The organism is Rhizobium sp. LjRoot254 (assembly GCF_964254105.1).
GTDB lineage: Bacteria > Pseudomonadota > Alphaproteobacteria > Rhizobiales > Rhizobiaceae > Rhizobium_E.
Genome location: NZ_CAXUSM020000001.1, coordinates 4,903,241 through 4,918,937, shown reverse-complemented (window position 1 = coordinate 4,918,937; position 15,697 = coordinate 4,903,241). Strand labels below are relative to the sequence as shown.

The window sequence follows — 15,697 nt, the reverse complement described above, 5'->3', positions numbered from 1 at the left end:
CCGGATTTTTCGTTACTGCGGTTAACGGGCAAGCGGCCTGGGTCCTGACCCCCGGGGAGAACGGCGATGAAGAGATTGCTTTGCGCATGTGCCATGCTCCTCGCAATCGCCACATCGGGCGAAGCAGCTACGCTCAAGCTGTCGCGCGGCGTCGGCGTTCATGAATGGCTCAACTGGTCGCCGCTCGCCGAGGATGGAAGTTACCGGTGGCCGCCCTATCGCTCGGTCGAGGATTGGCTGTCCGGCGGCCGCCCGCTTCGGGATTGGCCGCCGGGCAATCAGTTTGCGCGTATTCGCTCCATGGGTTTCGATTTCATCCGGCTGAGCGTCGATCCGGGACCGTTGCTCGCCAGCAAAGGCAAGCGCCGCAAGCAGGCGCTCAAGATTCTCCAGAAGGCAATCAAGCACGTCACGGCCGCCGATCTCAAAGTGGTGCTGGATCTGCATAGCGTCAGCCAGGTGCCGGCCAACGGTATCGATCTGGTCAATGGCGACGCCGATAGCGAAGGCGTCGCCCAATATCGCTCCATGGTTAGGGATGTGGCCGCCATTCTGGCCGATATCGGCACCGGCAAGGTGGCGCTCGAACCATATAATGAGCCGGCTCACTATCCCTGCGATGCGAGCGGCACCGACGATTGGCAGAGGATCATATCGGGCACGGTTGCCGATATCCGTGCCGTGAGCCGCAACCTGCCGATCGTCGTCACCGGCGGTTGCGGCGGCAGCATAACGGGCCTGACCGATATCGATCCGATTTTCGACGATCCCAATATCTACTACAGTTTCCACATGTATGAGCCGCACAGCTTCACGCATCAGCGGCTTGATGATCCCAAAGGTTTCAGTTCCGGCCTTCCCTGGCCGGCGGACAGGGGCACGCCCGAGGGTGTCGTTGCCCAGCTCACGTTCCGCATGACGGCCGCGGGGCTGGACGAGGCACAGCAGGTTCTGAACATGGCCTTGATCAGCGGCGATATCGACAAATATTTCATCGAGAATTGGGGCCCGCCGCAACTGCAGGCGCGGATGGGCGAGGCGGTGGCCTGGGCGAAAGAACACAACATTCCGACGGATCGCCTGTTCATGGGCGAATTCGGTGCCATGCTGATGTCCGCCGACGGACGGTCAGGCGCCAATAATGCCGACCGGCTGCGTTACATCGCGGCGGTCCGGCGGGAATCGGAGCGGTTCCAAATTCCGTGGTCGATCTGGGAATATTCCAATCCACACGGCATGTCGGTCATCCAGCCCAGAGGCCCGGCCGTGCCGGATCGAGGTTTGCTGAAAGCGCTGGGACTGCAGGAGTAATTACCGGCATGCCGCCTTCAGCGCCGAGCGGACGCTTTCCATATATTGCAAATGGTTTCCGCGAATGGCGCGAGTTCCAGGCATTCGCGATGCACCGCCTGAGCGGCCGACCCCAGGCGTGCCCTCAAGGCTGGATCGTTGACGAGCCGCAGAAGCGCGTCGGTGAGAGCCGGAACATCGCCTGGCGGGACAAGAAACCCGGTCTCTCCGTCCTTGATGATATCCTCGACCGCGCCGACCGGCGTCGCCACCACGGCGAGCCCGGCCGCCATGCCTTCGATGACCGAGACCGGCAGGTTCTCCGCAAAAGACGGCAGGACCAGAATGTCTGCTGAAGCGATCAATGACGCCACGGCCGCGGGTCCGACCCAACCGGGAAATGCGATGCGATCGCCAAGACCAAGCGCTGTTGACCTGGACTTTGACGCCTCCACGTCACCATCGCCGGCGATCGTCGCCCGCCAGCCCGGATGGTCGTGCATCTCGTGCAGTGCGTCGATCAGTTGCGGTACGCCCTTGCGCTCCCCGACACGTCCGAGAAACAGGATATGGACGCTCTCACCGTCACCGACATGTGCGAGGGTTGGTATTTCGGTCGCGTTCGGCACGATGGCGATATGCTCCGTCGCACCCGGCGCGCGGCCGGCAATGAAATCGCGCCATGTTCGGCCGAGAACCACCACGCGGGCCGCACGCTCGAACATCGAGCGGATGCGCCCGCTCAGAAAACTGGTGTCGTCCTTCCAGAACAGCCGGTATTCCGAGCCATGCAGGTGCAATATGTAGGGAATGCCGAGCAACCGCGTGAATGCCGCGATCAGCAGCTTGCGATACGTGCTGCCATAGCTCGATATGTTGATGTGCACGACATCGGCGCGGCCGGCAACGCGCGCAGCCAGCATCCGCAGGCAGAACCCGATCACATAGAGGCCCGAGAGAGCCACATGGCCCGAACCGCGGCTGACGAGAAAACGGACGTCGATATCGGCGCGCTGCTCCCGATCGAGCTCTTTCTTCAGCGATGCCATGATACGGTCGATACCGCCTTGCCCGGTGGGTCCGGACGGAATCGAGACCAGAACATGAAGCGGCTTTGCCGAGGATACACCATTTGCCATCATCGACCGGATATCACGGCGACGAATGTGCGGCAAAGCAAAGCTGCAGTTAAGCTTTACAGCACGCGTAACGAACTCGAATCCTTCGATCTTTGGAAATTTCGCTAGGCATCGCGGCGGTCTGAAGCTATTCCAAAAAGGGACACTTCAAGGACGATCCCTTGCTACTGCGTTCGACGCTCATCTATGCCCCGGCGATCCTGCTGACGCGCGTCTCGGCGCTGCTGCTGCTCGTCATCGCAACGCGGCTGATCGACCAGACGGAATACGGCCTGTTCACGCTGGTGGTGACGATTGGCGAAATGACCGATATCGCCGTCACCAACTGGCTGCGCATCGCGCTGCTGAGGCTCGGCGGCAAGGGCGAGATCAGTCGCGGCAGCGTGATGATCGCAGGCCGGCTCCTGCTCGGCACGACAACGCTTGCGCTCGGAATATCGGTGATCGCGGCGATTGCAGTAGTCCCCGAGCGCTGGAACGAATTCGCTCTCGCCGTATGCGCCTATCTCGTCGCAGGCGCGGTGGGCCGCTTCGCACTCACCGTGTTGCAGATGCAGCAGCGGCATTCCGCCTATTCCTCGCTCGAGTTCCTGCGGGCGGTGCTGCAACTCGCGCTGCCGATCGCCGCGATCGCTTTCTTCCCGAATTCATTTCTCGGCATGTCGCTCGGTTCGAGCCTGGGCGTGCTGCTCGCCGGTCTCGTCGCGAGCGCCATGGCTTTCGGCCATCTCGTTGCTGGTCCGCCGCGATTCACGGCGAGGGAATTCGCGGTGATCGGCGTGCCGCTGGTCATCATGGCGCTGGTCGGTTTTGGTCTCAACAGCGCCGAGCGGCTGATCCTCAAGCTCTATCACGATGCCGGTGCGGTGGCGATCTTCGCTGCGGCCTATGCGCTGGCGCGGCAGCCGATCGACATGGTCGCCAATGCCATCAATATGGGCGGCTTCCCTGAAGTGGTCAGCCGCTTCGATAGCGAAGGACCGGCCGCTGCCGGAGAATTCCTGACCGGATTGATGGCGCTGATGTTCAGGCTATGCCTGCCCGTCGCAGCCTTGCTCGTTGCGCTGAGCGGCGACATCACCGGGCTCGCCCTGCCTGCGGACTATCACGGCCAGACCGCGCGGCTCTTCCCTGTTATCGCCTTCAGCGTGCTCTGCGCCAACCTGACCAGTTTCGTCTATGGCAGTGTCGTGCACGCGCACAAGCGGCAATGGCTGCTGATCATCGCCAATGCCATCGGCTCGGTCGCGGCCATCGCGCTGTCCATGATCCTGATCCCTGCCATGGCCGAGTTTGGCGCGGCACTGGCGCTGGCCGGCGGGTCGGTCTCGGCGCTTGTCGCCTGTTTCATCATCAGCGAAAGATTGACGCCGGTGCCTGTGCCCTGGCGCGACATCGGCCTGTCATTCGTCATTTCGATCAGCACCGGTCTTGCCGCGTGGCTTGTGACCTGGCTTCTTGGCGATGCGCATGCCGTCGTCAGGCTCTTCGCGGGAGGTGCCATCGGCGGGCTGGTTTTCCTGGCCTTGAATGCCAGGTTTCATCGCGAGGCGACAATGCGGATCGTCACCAGGGCGCTCGCGAAAGTCAGAGGCTGACGCAATAACTACCGGCGTATCGGGCGGCTGCGAAGCTCGCGCCACAGCAGGCTCGCATAGGCGATATTCGTTTCATAATAGCGCGGCCAGAGCCGGCTCGGTTCCTGTGCAACACGGAACAGCCATTCGGCTCCGAGCGCCTGCACCAGTTGCGGCGCCCGCGCCACCTTGCCGCCATAAACGTCGAAGCTGCCGCCGACGCCCATGACGAAATTCGGCACCAGCACGTCGCGGTATCGCTTGAGAAACCGCTCCTTGCGCGGCGTCGGCATCGCGACAAACAGGCAATCGGCGTCCGAAGCGTTGATCGCCTCGACGATCGCATCCTCATCCGCCGGATCGAAATAGCCATCGTGCATTCCGGCAACCACCAGCGAGGGGTGGTCCCTGCGCAGCCGCAGGACGACCTTGTCGAGAACCTGTTGCTCCGCACCCAACAGATACGGGCGAAAACCCCGCGCTGCGCAAAGGTCGAAGAGATTGATCATGATGTCGACGCCGGCCACACGCTCCGGCACTTTCACGCCGCACAGCCGTGCGCCCCAGAGAACGCCCATGCCGTCGACGCTGATCACGTCGGCGCCGGTGACATCCTCGTAGAGTTCCGGATTCTTGCCCATATTCACCAGCTTGGCGACATTGATGACCGTATGCAGCAGCGGCCGCCGGAAGGCCATCGCCTCCTCGGCGATGCCGAGTGTCTCCGTCATGGTCAAGGCATGCATCGGCGCGCCCATGAATTCGAGCCGTCGCGATGCCAGCAGCCGATGCTGCGCCCATCCGGATTGGCTTCCGCTCACGCCACGCGCCCCACGATCTTTGGCATCGATGTGACCGTCATCGGCCTTTCCTCCTGCATGCGCCGATCCGGCTTGTGAGCCTTGCGCCATGTCCACAACCCTCTCGTATCGACCAGCGCCTTGCTTTTGAGCGCCTCCGCATCGATCAGCTTGAACTGCCGATGATCGACCAGCAGGACGACGATATCGGCACAATCGATGGCCGAGAGCGCATCCATCATGACGACGCCCTTGCCCTCGAGTTCGTACGGCAGCGTCCGGGCATTGGGTTCAGCGACGATGATAGTCAGATCCGGCTTTTCCGCCAGCAGCTTGACGACCTCGACGGCCGGGCTCTCGCGCATGTCGTCGATGTCGGGCTTGAAGCTCAGGCCCAGGCAGGCGACAGTCTGGTTGCGGCGTCCGTCCAGCAGGGCCTCGATGTCCCGCACCACAGCATGCGGACGTTCGCTGTTGATCGTCCGCGCGGCGCGGATCAGCCGCGTGCTGTTGGGTGCCGCATCGATGATGAAATGCGGATCGACCGCGATGCAATGGCCGCCCACGCCCGGGCCTGGTTGTAATATGTTGACCCGAGGATGCCGGTTGGCAAGCTCGATCACTTCCCAAACATTCAGCGACAGTTCCTGGCATACAGCCGCAAGCTCGTTGGCAAAGGCGATGTTGACGTCGCGGAATGCGTTTTCCGTCAGCTTGACCAGTTCGGCGATTTCCGGCTGGGTGATGAACAGTTTGCCGGTTACGAAGCTGGAATAGAGTTCCGCAGCCCGCTCGGACGATTTCTGCGACAGGCCGCCGATCGACCGGTCATTGTTGACCAGTTCGGTGAGGATCTTGCCCGGCAGCACGCGTTCCGGGGAGTAGGCGACGAGAATGTCGGCCTCCTCGCCATAGGTATCCGGGAACCTGAGTTCGGGGCGCAATTCGGCGAGCAATCTGGTGATGGCGCGGGTGGTGCCGACGGGCGATGTCGATTCCAGCATCACCAGGTCGCCCGTCTTCAACATCGGGGCAATGCTGCGCGCGGCTGATATGACGTAATCGATGTCGGGCTTCTTGTCCTCGGTGATCGGCGTCGGCACGGTGATGATGAAGACATCGGCCGGCTGCGGCCTGGTGAACGCCTTCAATTTGCCGTTCGCAACCACCTTCTGGATCAGTCCGTCGAGATCCGGCTCGACGATGTGGATCTGGCCGTGATTGACTTTGTCGACGACAGCTTCGTTGACATCGACGCCGATCACATCGAAGCCCCGGCTGGCAAAGATGGCGCAGGTCGGCAGGCCGATATATCCCATGCCGATGACGGACACGGTGCGGATGTTAGACATGACGCAGCAACTCCTCGATGATGCGGTTACTCGCCCTGCCGTCCCCATAGGGATTGTGCCGGCCGGCCATGCCGCGATAGGCGAGCTGGTCGTCGAGCAGGGCATTGGCATTGGAAAGAATCTTGTCGATATCGGTGCCGACGAGGCGGGCTGTGCCGGCGGCGACACCTTCCGGGCGTTCGGTATTGTCGCGCATGACAAGCACCGGCTTGCCGAGCGACGGCACTTCCTCTTGCACGCCGCCGCTATCGGTCAATACGAGGTAGCTCTGCTTCATCAGGTAGACGAAGGGCAGGTATTCCTGCGGCGTGATGAGATGGATGTTCGGCACATTGCCGAGCTCGGCATCGACCACCCCGCGCACATTGGGATTGGGGTGGACGGGAAAGATGATCTGGACGTCGCCGCGCGCGGCCAGTACCCTCAGTGCATGACAGATGCGGTCGATGCCGCCATCGAAATTCTCCCGCCGGTGGCCGGTCACCAGGATCATCTTCTTCGTGGGGTCGAGATAGGGAAAGCGCGAAGACAGCTCGGCATTCATCATCGCGTCGGCATCGATCGTCGCCGAGAAATGCAGCAGTGTATCGATCACCGTGTTGCCGGTGACGAATATGTTGGCCGGATCGGTTCCCTCGGCGACGAGGTTGTCGCGGGCAAGCGCGGTGGGTGCGAAATGCCAGGTCGCGATATTGGCGGCGACCTTGCGGTTCAGCTCCTCGGGAAAGGGTGAATTGATATTGTGACTGCGCAGGCCGGCCTCGACATGCGCCACGGATATGCGCTTGTAGAAGGCCGCAAGCGCTGCAGCCATCGCAGTCGTCGTGTCGCCCTGCACCATCACGATATCAGGCTTGAATTCGTCGAGAACTTCGGCCATGCCGGTCAGCACGCGGGCCGTAACGTCGAACAGGGTCTGGCCTGGCTGCATGATATCGAGGTCGTAATGCACCGGCAGGCTCGTCAACTGGATCACCTGATCCAGCAATTCGCGATGCTGGCCGGTGACGCAGATCCGGGTCATGAAACCGGAATGGTCGAGCGCGGCGCGCGCAACCGGAAAGCACTTGAGCGCCTCCGGCCGGGTACCGAACACGATCAGTAACCTGCGCTTGGCCGGAAGATCGGAATGAGACATAACGTTCATTTTGGGACACTTGGCAAAATTACTTTATGAACTCATTAACTAAGCCATGGGCGGTAGCGTGTTAAGCATTAGATGCCGGAGTGCATTTAATCCCTCGGTTATGATTAATATGGGAGTGGGGATGTACTATAATGAGAAGAAGTCATTACGTTTCTGGCACGGAACTGGATTGAAAGAAACTTGAGTAATATTCTGATCTTTAGTTATTCCAAGATGTCGCGCCGCTGGGAACACGCTCTGCTGGCGCGACTGAAAGCACTTGGTCACACGGTCTCGGTTCGGCACATCGAAGCCGCGCCGCCAGCAGCGAGCGCGCTGGACGGGGTGTTTGGTATGGAAAGCCGGCGGTTCGGGCAGAGTCTGGCGAGCCGTGCCGAGCCTCTGCCACCTAGTGCGGACACGCCCGCCGATTTGGTGATTGACCTCACGAACGAACCAAATGTGTCTCAACGCGGGAATGTATTGACGATCCGGTTTTGCGGTCACCGGAATATGGCCGAAGGTATAGCCGCGCTGCTCGCAAGTGGAGAGGCGCAGGTGGAAACCTGCCTCGACGGCGCGGTCGTCGGCCGCGCGCGGCCCATGCTCGGCGATCGGCTCTGGCTTTCGCGCATTGGCAATGATCTGCTCGCGGGAGCGATATCTCTCCTCGCCCAGAGCGTCGTCCGCCATTTTGCGGGTCGTCTCACGCCCCTTGAGGACGGCACGAAGGCGGAACCGCGTCGTGTCGCCTTTCTGCAGTCCTATGTGCCACATATGGTCAAGGGTCTCGCGCAACGTGCAGCGCGAAAGCTTGCGTTGGGACAGCGGCCTTTCTACTGGCAGGTCGCCTATCGGCTGATCGACGGACCCGGCATCGCCGAGACCGGCCGCCTCGATGGAGCGCCATTCACGGTGCTCCCGGACGACGGCCAGCGCTTCTATGCCGACCCTTTTGTCATCGAACGTGACGGCAAGCATTTTCTCTTCGTCGAGGAATTCGAATACGCGAAGGGCCGCGGCACGATTTCGGTGGCCGAACTCGGCCTGGATGGCGGACTCAGTGTGCCGCGCGTCGTGCTGGAAGAGCCGCATCATCTCTCCTACCCGCAGGTCTTTGCCATGGATGGCGAGATATTCATGCTGCCGGAAAGCAGCGCCGCCCGCGAACTGGTGCTCTATCGCGCCGAGAGCTTTCCGGAGCGATGGGTACGCGACACCGTGCTGATGGCGGATCGCGATTTCAACGATGCGACCCTGCTCCAATCCGGCGGACGTTTCTGGCTGTTCGGCAGCGAGCGTTTCGGCCATGGCAGTGCGTCCGACACGATGACGGTCCATTCCGCGCCCTCGCTGCGTGGACCGTGGGTGCCGCATGCGCTCAACCCGATTGCGATCGATCACTCCGCCGCGCGGCCGGGCGGTGCATTCATCCACCAGGGCGACAAAACAGTGCTGCCGGTACAAGACGGCTCGCGCGCCTATGGCGGCGGATTGGGGTTGATGGATCTTGTCCATGTCGATGAGAGCGATGTCACTTTCGGTTCCGTACGACCCGTTGCGACCGGCCCCGCCTGGGCGCGCAGGGGCATTCACACACTCAACCGCGCTGGTCGGCTCGAAGTCATCGACAGCGCCGGTTGAGCGATCACGCCGCATCGGGCCGGAGCCTCGCGCGCCCGCCATAGGCCGCCAGCAGGACCAGGAGAATCGCGATCTCCGGGTTCTTCGAGGACAAGGCATTGTTCGACAGCGCCGTCAGCACATAGGTAAGGGCGCCGATCCAGACGGCACCCGCCGCGCCGCGCAACATCCTGAACCACATCCATACGAGCAGCCATGCGAAGAACAGCGCGATCGGCAGGCCGAACAGCAGCGTGATGACCACCGGCGCGCTTTCGATATAGGGCAGGTGGAGCTTCTGGTTGACGATCTCGAGCAACTCCTTGACGTTGATGCCGAACATGATGTCGCCCCAGCTGACATAGTCGAACACCCTGTAGATCGTCACGCGGGCCATGAAGTTCTCATCGAACAGCGACCCGCCGAAACGGTTCAGCAGGCCACCGGCATACATGGCGGTGATCAGGGCCGCGGCGAGCACCACGGTTATGATGAACACCACGAGCTTGGCCTTGAACGCACGCCGTGGCGTCAGCCCCTGCCAGCGTGTGAACAGCACCAGCGCCATGACCTCGACACCGCCGAGCAGAAGCGCGAACCGCGCGCCCGACGCGGCGCAGCCGACGAACAGGATGAACACCGCGAGAAGCCGCATCCAGACCGGCCAGCGCGCCAGCACCACGAAGCCGATGGCCGTGGCGCAAAGCGAACCGAGCGCCAGCGGATGGTTGGCAAGCCCGATCGGCCGGAACTGCAACTCGTTCAGGTCATAGGGCAGGACGCGAATGTGGGTGACGGCTTCCATGATGCCGATCACGGCGCTCAGGATCAGCATCCCGAGCACGATGTCGCCGAGCGCGTGGCGAGCGCGATCGTCGAAGGTCAGCATGATCAGGCCGGCGGCACTCGCGACTAGATAGGTATCGATGATGAAGCCCGAGGAGCCGGCGCGTCCCGTGAGGAACAGATAGGGCACCAGCGCCGCCATCAGGATCGAGAAGCGAAGAAGCACCCTGAACTTGCCGATCTCTTCGCCACGCAAGGTGAATGGCCGGGCGAAAAACGCCACCGGCAGCAGCAGGAACATCGCATAGGTGCCGACATGCAGCTTCTCGATGAACGATCCGCCGTCATCGGTATAATTGACGACCCGGTTCATGATCTGCGGCGAGATGTTGAAGCGGATGAGGAAGGTGAAGGCCACCGCGAGGAAAAGCAGCATCGAGACGACCTGCAAACCCTCACGGTTCGCTGGCGCCGATCGTCCAGGGCTGGCAGCCGAATAGCTCATCTCTCACCGATGCGTGTCTCGGAAACCCTGGCCGGAACCATGGGCTGAATGCACCAGATAGAGCGCCTGACGCCGGGTGGACAAGGAATGTCGGAAAATCGGGTTAATTTAACTGAACTCGCTCAATGCTCAGCTAGATTGTAAGGATGCGTGCCTTATATTGAGACACTCTAGAGAAACACTTTGTGCCAAATCGAGGCAAGCGCCGTCGCTTGTTCTGGCTATGCCTCTCAAATGCAAACAAGCAACCATAATTTCGTAATGTTTTCATAGAAGAACTCTAATGAGATGCGAATCTCGTGAAAGTCACTCATCAAAAGTAACCGGTTCGAGCGCATAGTACGACGCGTGCAATGGCTTTGAATGTATTAGGTTTTCACCAGAAATTAATCGAGAATCATCGAAGTGAAAAGCATTGCAGCGACAATTTCATTGCGGAGCAAGATTAACCAAGAACATCGGTTTTGCGGGCAGGCGCCGAGGCTTGGTGTATGAAACGTTAACACTCCCATGGGGTTTACGAGGCCTTAACCATAATGTCCCTGTTTTCCGATACCTCAAAATCATCTGGCGCGAACCCGGCGGCCCGTCCGTTCAGCCGGAGCGACTATGAGACGAGCCCACGCATCGGCGGTCAGGTCAGAGCCGTGCGCGAAGTGGAGGAGGCCGTGACGATCGAGAAGATCGGCGATTTCCTCGAACTGGATTTCCGCCGCCTCTTCGCCTGGCTGCGTTCGGGACTGATGCTGGCCGTGGTCCTGGCGGTCGTCGGCGCGATCGGCGGCGTGGTCTATGCCATGATGGCAACCCCGCGCTACACGGTCGGCACGGATATCCTGATCAATCCCGCCAACCTTCAGGTCGTCTCCAACGATCTCTATTCGCAGCCGGGTCAGGTCGATGGTCAGGTCCTCAACACCCGCAGCAAGCTGCGCGTGCTGACATCGCGCAATGTGCTGGCGCAGGTCGTGGATGAACTCGACCTCGCGAGCGACCCGGAATTCTACGATCCGACGCCGCGCTTCAGCGTATCCGCGCTGCTCGGCCTGAAGAAGGAAGTCTCCAAGCCGGATCCAAAACTGGCGGCGCTGGAAAGCCTTCAGAAGCGGGTCGATTCGAAAGCCGACGAAACATCTTTCGTTTCGACTCTTCTGGTCTCTGCGGAATCGGCCGGCAAGGCGATCGAAATCTCGCAATCCATGGTCAATGCCTTTCAGAACGAGCTCGCCAAGGCCGATGCCGAGGGTGCTAATCGCGCCGCCAAATCGCTTGACGAGCGGCTGGGCCAGTTGAAATCGGATGCTACGGCGGCCGAGGAAAAGGTCGAGGCCTACAAGCGCGCGCATAAGCTCTCGGCCAGCGATGGCCAACTCGTGAGCTCGCAGACCATGACCCAGCTCAATACCCAGATCATCGCGGCGCAGTCGCGTGTGATCGCCGCCCAATCCACCTATGACTCGTTGCTGGCCGCGAGCAGCAATGCCGATCTGTCGGATTCGGTCGCATCGGCGACGATCGTCGCGCTTCGCGAAAAGGCAAACAATCTGCAGCGCCAGATCGACGCCCAATCCATGACCTTCGGCCCGCGCTATCCGGCGATCATGCGGCTGCAGGCCGAACTGGATGGCGCCAATTCCCAGCTCAAGGTGGAGCTCACCCGCACGATCGAGAACGCCAAGACGACGCTGGACAAGAGCCAGGCGTCGCTCGCCGCCCTGACAACCCAGATGGATTCGCTCAAGGGCAACGTCTTCAGCGACAACGAATCGCAGGTGGCGCTGCGCGAACTGGAGCGCGATGCATCCGCGAAATCGACGATCTACGAGAGCTTCATGTCCCGCGCGCGCCAGATCACCGAACGCGAACAGATCAACACGACCGACGTGCGTGTGATCTCGACGGCGGTGCCGCCATCCTCGCGCTCATGGCCCCCGCCGGCCACATTGATGATCGCTCTCGGCTTGTTTGCCGGCTTCATGCTGGGCATGATGCTCGCCGTGATGCGCGGAATGTCGCGCGATCTGAGGCAACCGGGCCAGATGAGCAGTGCCGCATACAGATGATGACGTGAGCGCCAAGCGTATCGTCTTCCATAGCGCGAGCCTCCGGGGCGGCGGCGCCGAGCGCGTCTTCGTCCTGATGGCCAACGAGCTTGCCGCGCGCGGTCATGATGTGACGCTGTTCACCTGGAATGGGGAAGGTCCGAACGCAGCGCTTCTCTCGCCGCGCGTGAAGCTCCTCGATCTCGGCCTGACCATCCATGGCGAAAGTTATGGCAAGCCGGCAACGTTGCGTGGGCTCTGGCGGAGCGTACAGGTCTTGCGTCGCCTCGATCCGGATGCGGTATTCAGCGCTCCCGAATTCGCCAACCTGATCATCGCGCTCGCGCTCATATTTTCCCGCAGCCGCGCAAAGTTCTTCCCGAGTTTTCACGCCGCAAAGTCGCTGCCATCTAGTGGTATCGGCGCACGTCTGGCAATCTGGCTTTCGAAATTGGTGGCTTGGCGTGCGACGCAAGCGATTGCCGTGTCGCAGGGCATCGGTCGGGATCTTGCCGAGCGCGGGTTTCCGGCATCCCGGATTGCGGTCATCAACAACCCGCTTCCGCCTCGTGCCAAAACAACGGTCTCCTATCCATGGCATGAGCAACTTGCCGCCATGGGGGATGGTCTGGTCCTGGCGTCGGTCGGCCGGTTGGTTCCGGTCAAGGATCACAAGACCCTGTTCGACGCTTGCGCCTTGCTGGGCGCCGACCGGCCCTGGCGGCTGGCAATCTTCGGCGAAGGCCCGCTGGATGCGGAATTGAAAACCTACGCGTTGAAACTCGGCATCGCCGACCGCGTGCTCTTTGCCGGCTATGTCGATGATCCCATGGCCTGCTATGCCGCAGCCGATCTTGTGGTCTTGTCCTCGCTGAGTGAGGGCTTCGGCAATGTCCTCATCGAAGCCATGGCATCCGGTGTGCCAGTCGTATCGACCGATGCGCCCCATGGTCCGCGCGAAATTCTAGCCGACGGTCGTTTCGGACCGCTTGTTCCGGTCGGCGATGCCAAGGCACTCGCGGCGGCGATCATCCGCACACTGGAGCACCCGACTCCGGCTAACTTTCTCAAGGAGAGGGCTGCGGATTTTAACGTGGTCCGGATCGGGGATCGATACGAGCAACTGCTCCGAAGTTCACTGGGGGATGCGTGACGCTCGCTCCTGGCTCGGCGTCTTTGCAAACATCGCCTTGTATGCCGTCGAAAAATGGCCCGGGCTTGAAAAGCCCGTCGCCATGGCGATCTCCGAAATCGACAGCGGACTTTGCTCCACCAGCCGCCGACCGTGCATAAGCCGTATCTCGCGATATTTGTCGAGAAAGCCACGTCCCAGCTGCTCGCTGAAAAGCCGGTCAAGATGGCGCGGGCTGACACCCACGAATCGCGCCATGGCTGACCGATCGAGCGGCTGCTCGACAGTTGCTTCCATCTTTTCCAGCGCGGCCACCAGCGCCGGATGATGCGTGCCGAAGCGCTCCGCGGCGGAGCCGCGCTGCGGGGCGGTTGGCTCGGCGATCGCCGTGTGCAGATACCAGTCGCTGACCCGGCGGGCGAAATGCGAGCCCATCCGCTCGGAAATCAAGGCATGCATCATATCGAGCGGCGCAACGCCACCGCCACAGGTCACGCGGTCGCCATCGAGCACATAGCGCGCCTGTCGCAATCTCAGTCGCGGGAAGGCTTCCCTGAAGGCCGGCGCATGCTCCCAATGAATGGTAAAATCCCGATTCTCGAGCAAGCCAGCGGCGGCCAGCACGAAGGCACCGCTTGAGATGCCACCGATCCTCACGCCGAGGCGCGACAGCCGCCGCAGCGGGGCATAGAGGTTTTCTCCGGTTGCCCAGTCCGCCGGGCCTCCACCGGCGCAGACGAATATCGTGTGCATATCACTGCCGCATGCGGTGATGTCCTCGCACTGGATCGTCACGCCACCGGAACTCCTGACCGGAAGCCCGCCGAGTGAAAGCGGCACGATATGATAAAGATCGCGGCCGGCCAGCAGATTGGCCGCGCGCAGCGGTTCTGATGCCGACGCATAGGACATCAGTGCGAAGTTCGGCAGCAGCACGAATCCGAAAATCTGGGCATTTCTGTTGTTGGTGGCGATCATGGCCCGTTTCTATATCATTACGGCTCTTTTCTGCAATAAGAGGAGACCGATGCGCGCTATGTCTAGGTCGATCGACGTAAGGGGTTTCCATGCGCTATTCGGCACTCTCCATCCTGCTCAACGGCCTCAGGGGCAACAAGCATTGGGCGCCGGCATGGCGCGATCCCCAGCCCAAGCCGCATTATGATGTGATCATAGTCGGCGGTGGCGGTCACGGTCTTGCGACGGCATACTATCTCGCCAGCCGCTTCGGCATCACCAATGTCGCGGTGCTCGAAAAGGGCTATATCGGCTCCGGCAATGTCGGCCGCAACACGACGATCATCCGGTCGAACTACCTGCTGCCGGGCAACAATCCCTTCTACGAACTCTCGATGAAGCTGTGGGAAGGGCTGGAGCAGGATTTCAATTTCAACGCCATGGTTTCCCAGCGCGGCGTGCTCAATCTCTTCCATTCCGATGCCCAGCGCGATGCCTATGTCAGGCGTGGCAACGCCATGCGGCTGCATGGAGTGGATGCCGAACTGCTGGATCGCGCCGCAGTACAGTCGATGCTGCCCTTCTTCGATTACGACAATGCCCGCTTCCCGATCAAGGGCGGCCTGCTGCAACGGCGCGGCGGCACGGTCCGCCACGATGCCGTTGCCTGGGGCTATGCGCGCGGCGCCGATAGCCGTGGTGTCGATATCATCCAGAACTGCGAAGTGACCGGCATCCGCCGCGAAAACGGCAAGGTCACCGCCGTCGAGACGTCGCGAGGCTTTATAGGCTGCGGCAAGCTGGCCCTCGCCGCCGCCGGCAATTCGTCGCGCGTCGCCGAAATGGCCGACCTGAAATTGCCGCTCGAAAGCCATGTCCTGCAGGCTTTCGTCTCGGAGGGATTGAAGCCCTTCATCGATGGCGTTGTGACGTTCGGTGCTGGGCACTTCTACGTTTCCCAGTCCGACAAGGGCGGCCTCGTGTTCGGCGGCGATATCGATGGTTACAATTCCTATGCCCAGCGCGGCAATCTGGCGACAGTCGAACATGTCGCCGAGGCCGGCAAGGCAATGATCCCGTCGATCTCGCGCATCCGCGTGCTGCGCTCCTGGGGAGGCATCATGGATATGAGCATGGATGGCACGCCGATCATCGATCGCACCCATATCGATAATCTCTACCTCAATGCCGGCTGGTGCTATGGCGGCTTCAAGGCGACGCCCGCCTCCGGCTTCTGCTTCGCCCATCTTCTGGCGAACGGCACGCCGCATGAGACGGCCAGGGCTTTCCGGCTCGATCGCTTCGCGCGCGGCTACCCGATCGACGAAAAGGGCCAAGGCGCCCAGCCCAACCTTCACTGATATCGCT

General features: G+C 61.4%; 12 protein-coding genes. 6 read left to right on the top strand and 6 right to left on the bottom strand.

What is annotated here, in order from left to right; all coding sequences use genetic code 11:
* Positions 1-66 precede the first annotated feature (66 nt).
* Positions 67-1,311: a glycoside hydrolase family 5 protein gene (locus tag ACSQ26_RS24260; RefSeq protein ID WP_436013482.1), complete on the top strand. Its 1,245-nt coding sequence runs from the start codon at positions 67-69 to the stop codon at positions 1,309-1,311.
* A 17-nt stretch (positions 1,312-1,328) separates the two neighbouring features.
* On the opposite strand, the gene ACSQ26_RS24255 is transcribed toward ACSQ26_RS24260, so the two are convergent.
* Complete coding sequence (locus ACSQ26_RS24255) at positions 1,329-2,432, bottom strand: glycosyltransferase family 4 protein (protein WP_436013480.1); 1,104 nt, start codon at positions 2,430-2,432, stop codon at positions 1,329-1,331.
* Between the two features lie 158 nt (positions 2,433-2,590).
* On the opposite strand from ACSQ26_RS24255, the gene ACSQ26_RS24250 reads away from it, so the two are divergent.
* Positions 2,591-4,027: a lipopolysaccharide biosynthesis protein gene (locus tag ACSQ26_RS24250; protein ID WP_436013478.1), complete on the top strand. Its 1,437-nt coding sequence runs from the start codon at positions 2,591-2,593 to the stop codon at positions 4,025-4,027.
* An 8-nt stretch (positions 4,028-4,035) separates the two neighbouring features.
* Here ACSQ26_RS24250 and ACSQ26_RS24245 read toward each other — a convergent pair whose 3' ends face one another.
* From ACSQ26_RS24245 to wecB, 3 genes are read right to left on the bottom strand one after another with little or no spacing between them, the layout of a single operon-like run.
* The gene (locus ACSQ26_RS24245; protein ID WP_436013476.1) at positions 4,036-4,827 is read right to left on the bottom strand and encodes a WecB/TagA/CpsF family glycosyltransferase; all 792 of its coding nucleotides are present in this window, start codon (positions 4,825-4,827) and stop codon (positions 4,036-4,038) included.
* Positions 4,824-6,158 (bottom strand): UDP-N-acetyl-D-mannosamine dehydrogenase, encoded by a 1,335-nt coding sequence (gene wecC, locus ACSQ26_RS24240; RefSeq protein WP_436013474.1) that lies wholly within the window; start codon positions 6,156-6,158, stop codon positions 4,824-4,826. The genes ACSQ26_RS24245 and wecC overlap by 4 nt, the downstream gene beginning before the upstream one ends.
* Positions 6,151-7,305 (bottom strand): non-hydrolyzing UDP-N-acetylglucosamine 2-epimerase, encoded by a 1,155-nt coding sequence (gene wecB / locus ACSQ26_RS24235; protein ID WP_436013472.1) that lies wholly within the window; start codon positions 7,303-7,305, stop codon positions 6,151-6,153. The genes wecC and wecB overlap by 8 nt, the downstream gene beginning before the upstream one ends.
* Before the next feature lie 492 nt (positions 7,306-7,797).
* Here wecB and ACSQ26_RS24230 point away from each other — a divergent pair, with 492 nt between their 5' ends.
* The gene (locus tag ACSQ26_RS24230; protein ID WP_436013470.1) at positions 7,798-8,928 is read left to right on the top strand and encodes a glucosamine inositolphosphorylceramide transferase family protein; all 1,131 of its coding nucleotides are present in this window, start codon (positions 7,798-7,800) and stop codon (positions 8,926-8,928) included.
* 4 nt (positions 8,929-8,932) lie between these two features.
* Here the strand turns inward: ACSQ26_RS24230 and ACSQ26_RS24225 are convergent, their stop codons facing one another.
* Positions 8,933-10,129 carry a VpsF family polysaccharide biosynthesis protein gene (locus ACSQ26_RS24225; protein WP_436013468.1) on the bottom strand — a complete coding sequence of 399 codons (1,197 nt, stop codon included), beginning with the start codon at positions 10,127-10,129 and terminating at the stop codon, positions 8,933-8,935.
* Positions 10,130-10,734: 605 nt separating this feature from the next.
* On the opposite strand from ACSQ26_RS24225, the gene ACSQ26_RS24220 reads away from it, so the two are divergent.
* Both ACSQ26_RS24220 and ACSQ26_RS24215 read left to right on the top strand, forming a co-directional pair.
* Positions 10,735-12,261 (top strand): GumC family protein, encoded by a 1,527-nt coding sequence (locus ACSQ26_RS24220; protein ID WP_436013466.1) that lies wholly within the window; start codon positions 10,735-10,737, stop codon positions 12,259-12,261.
* 4 nt (positions 12,262-12,265) lie between these two features.
* Positions 12,266-13,393 (top strand): glycosyltransferase, encoded by a 1,128-nt coding sequence (locus ACSQ26_RS24215; protein ID WP_436013464.1) that lies wholly within the window; start codon positions 12,266-12,268, stop codon positions 13,391-13,393.
* Here ACSQ26_RS24215 and ACSQ26_RS24210 read toward each other — a convergent pair.
* A complete protein-coding gene (locus ACSQ26_RS24210) occupies positions 13,376-14,350 on the bottom strand; it encodes a GlxA family transcriptional regulator (RefSeq protein ID WP_436013462.1) in 975 nt (324 codons plus the stop codon). The genes ACSQ26_RS24215 and ACSQ26_RS24210 overlap by 18 nt on opposite strands.
* Positions 14,351-14,439: 89 nt before the next feature.
* Here ACSQ26_RS24210 and ACSQ26_RS24205 point away from each other — a divergent pair, with 89 nt between their 5' ends.
* Positions 14,440-15,690 carry a sarcosine oxidase subunit beta family protein gene (locus tag ACSQ26_RS24205; RefSeq protein WP_436013460.1) on the top strand — a complete coding sequence of 417 codons (1,251 nt, stop codon included), beginning with the start codon at positions 14,440-14,442 and terminating at the stop codon, positions 15,688-15,690.
* Positions 15,691-15,697: the final 7 nt, after the last annotated feature.

Coding starts and splice junctions, on each gene's coding strand:
- ACSQ26_RS24220 (WP_436013466.1), top strand. CDS start 10,735: ATGTCCCTGTTTTCCGATACCTCAAAATCATCTGGCGCGAACCCGGCG.
- ACSQ26_RS24205 (WP_436013460.1), top strand. CDS start 14,440: ATGCGCTATTCGGCACTCTCCATCCTGCTCAACGGCCTCAGGGGCAAC.
- ACSQ26_RS24260 (WP_436013482.1), top strand. CDS start 67: ATGAAGAGATTGCTTTGCGCATGTGCCATGCTCCTCGCAATCGCCACA.
- wecB (WP_436013472.1), bottom strand. CDS start 7,305: ATGAACGTTATGTCTCATTCCGATCTTCCGGCCAAGCGCAGGTTACTG.
- ACSQ26_RS24225 (WP_436013468.1), bottom strand. CDS start 10,129: ATGCTGCTTTTCCTCGCGGTGGCCTTCACCTTCCTCATCCGCTTCAAC.
- ACSQ26_RS24230 (WP_436013470.1), top strand. CDS start 7,798: ATGGCCGAAGGTATAGCCGCGCTGCTCGCAAGTGGAGAGGCGCAGGTG.
- ACSQ26_RS24255 (WP_436013480.1), bottom strand. CDS start 2,432: ATGATGGCAAATGGTGTATCCTCGGCAAAGCCGCTTCATGTTCTGGTC.
- wecC (WP_436013474.1), bottom strand. CDS start 6,158: ATGTCTAACATCCGCACCGTGTCCGTCATCGGCATGGGATATATCGGC.
- ACSQ26_RS24210 (WP_436013462.1), bottom strand. CDS start 14,350: ATGATCGCCACCAACAACAGAAATGCCCAGATTTTCGGATTCGTGCTG.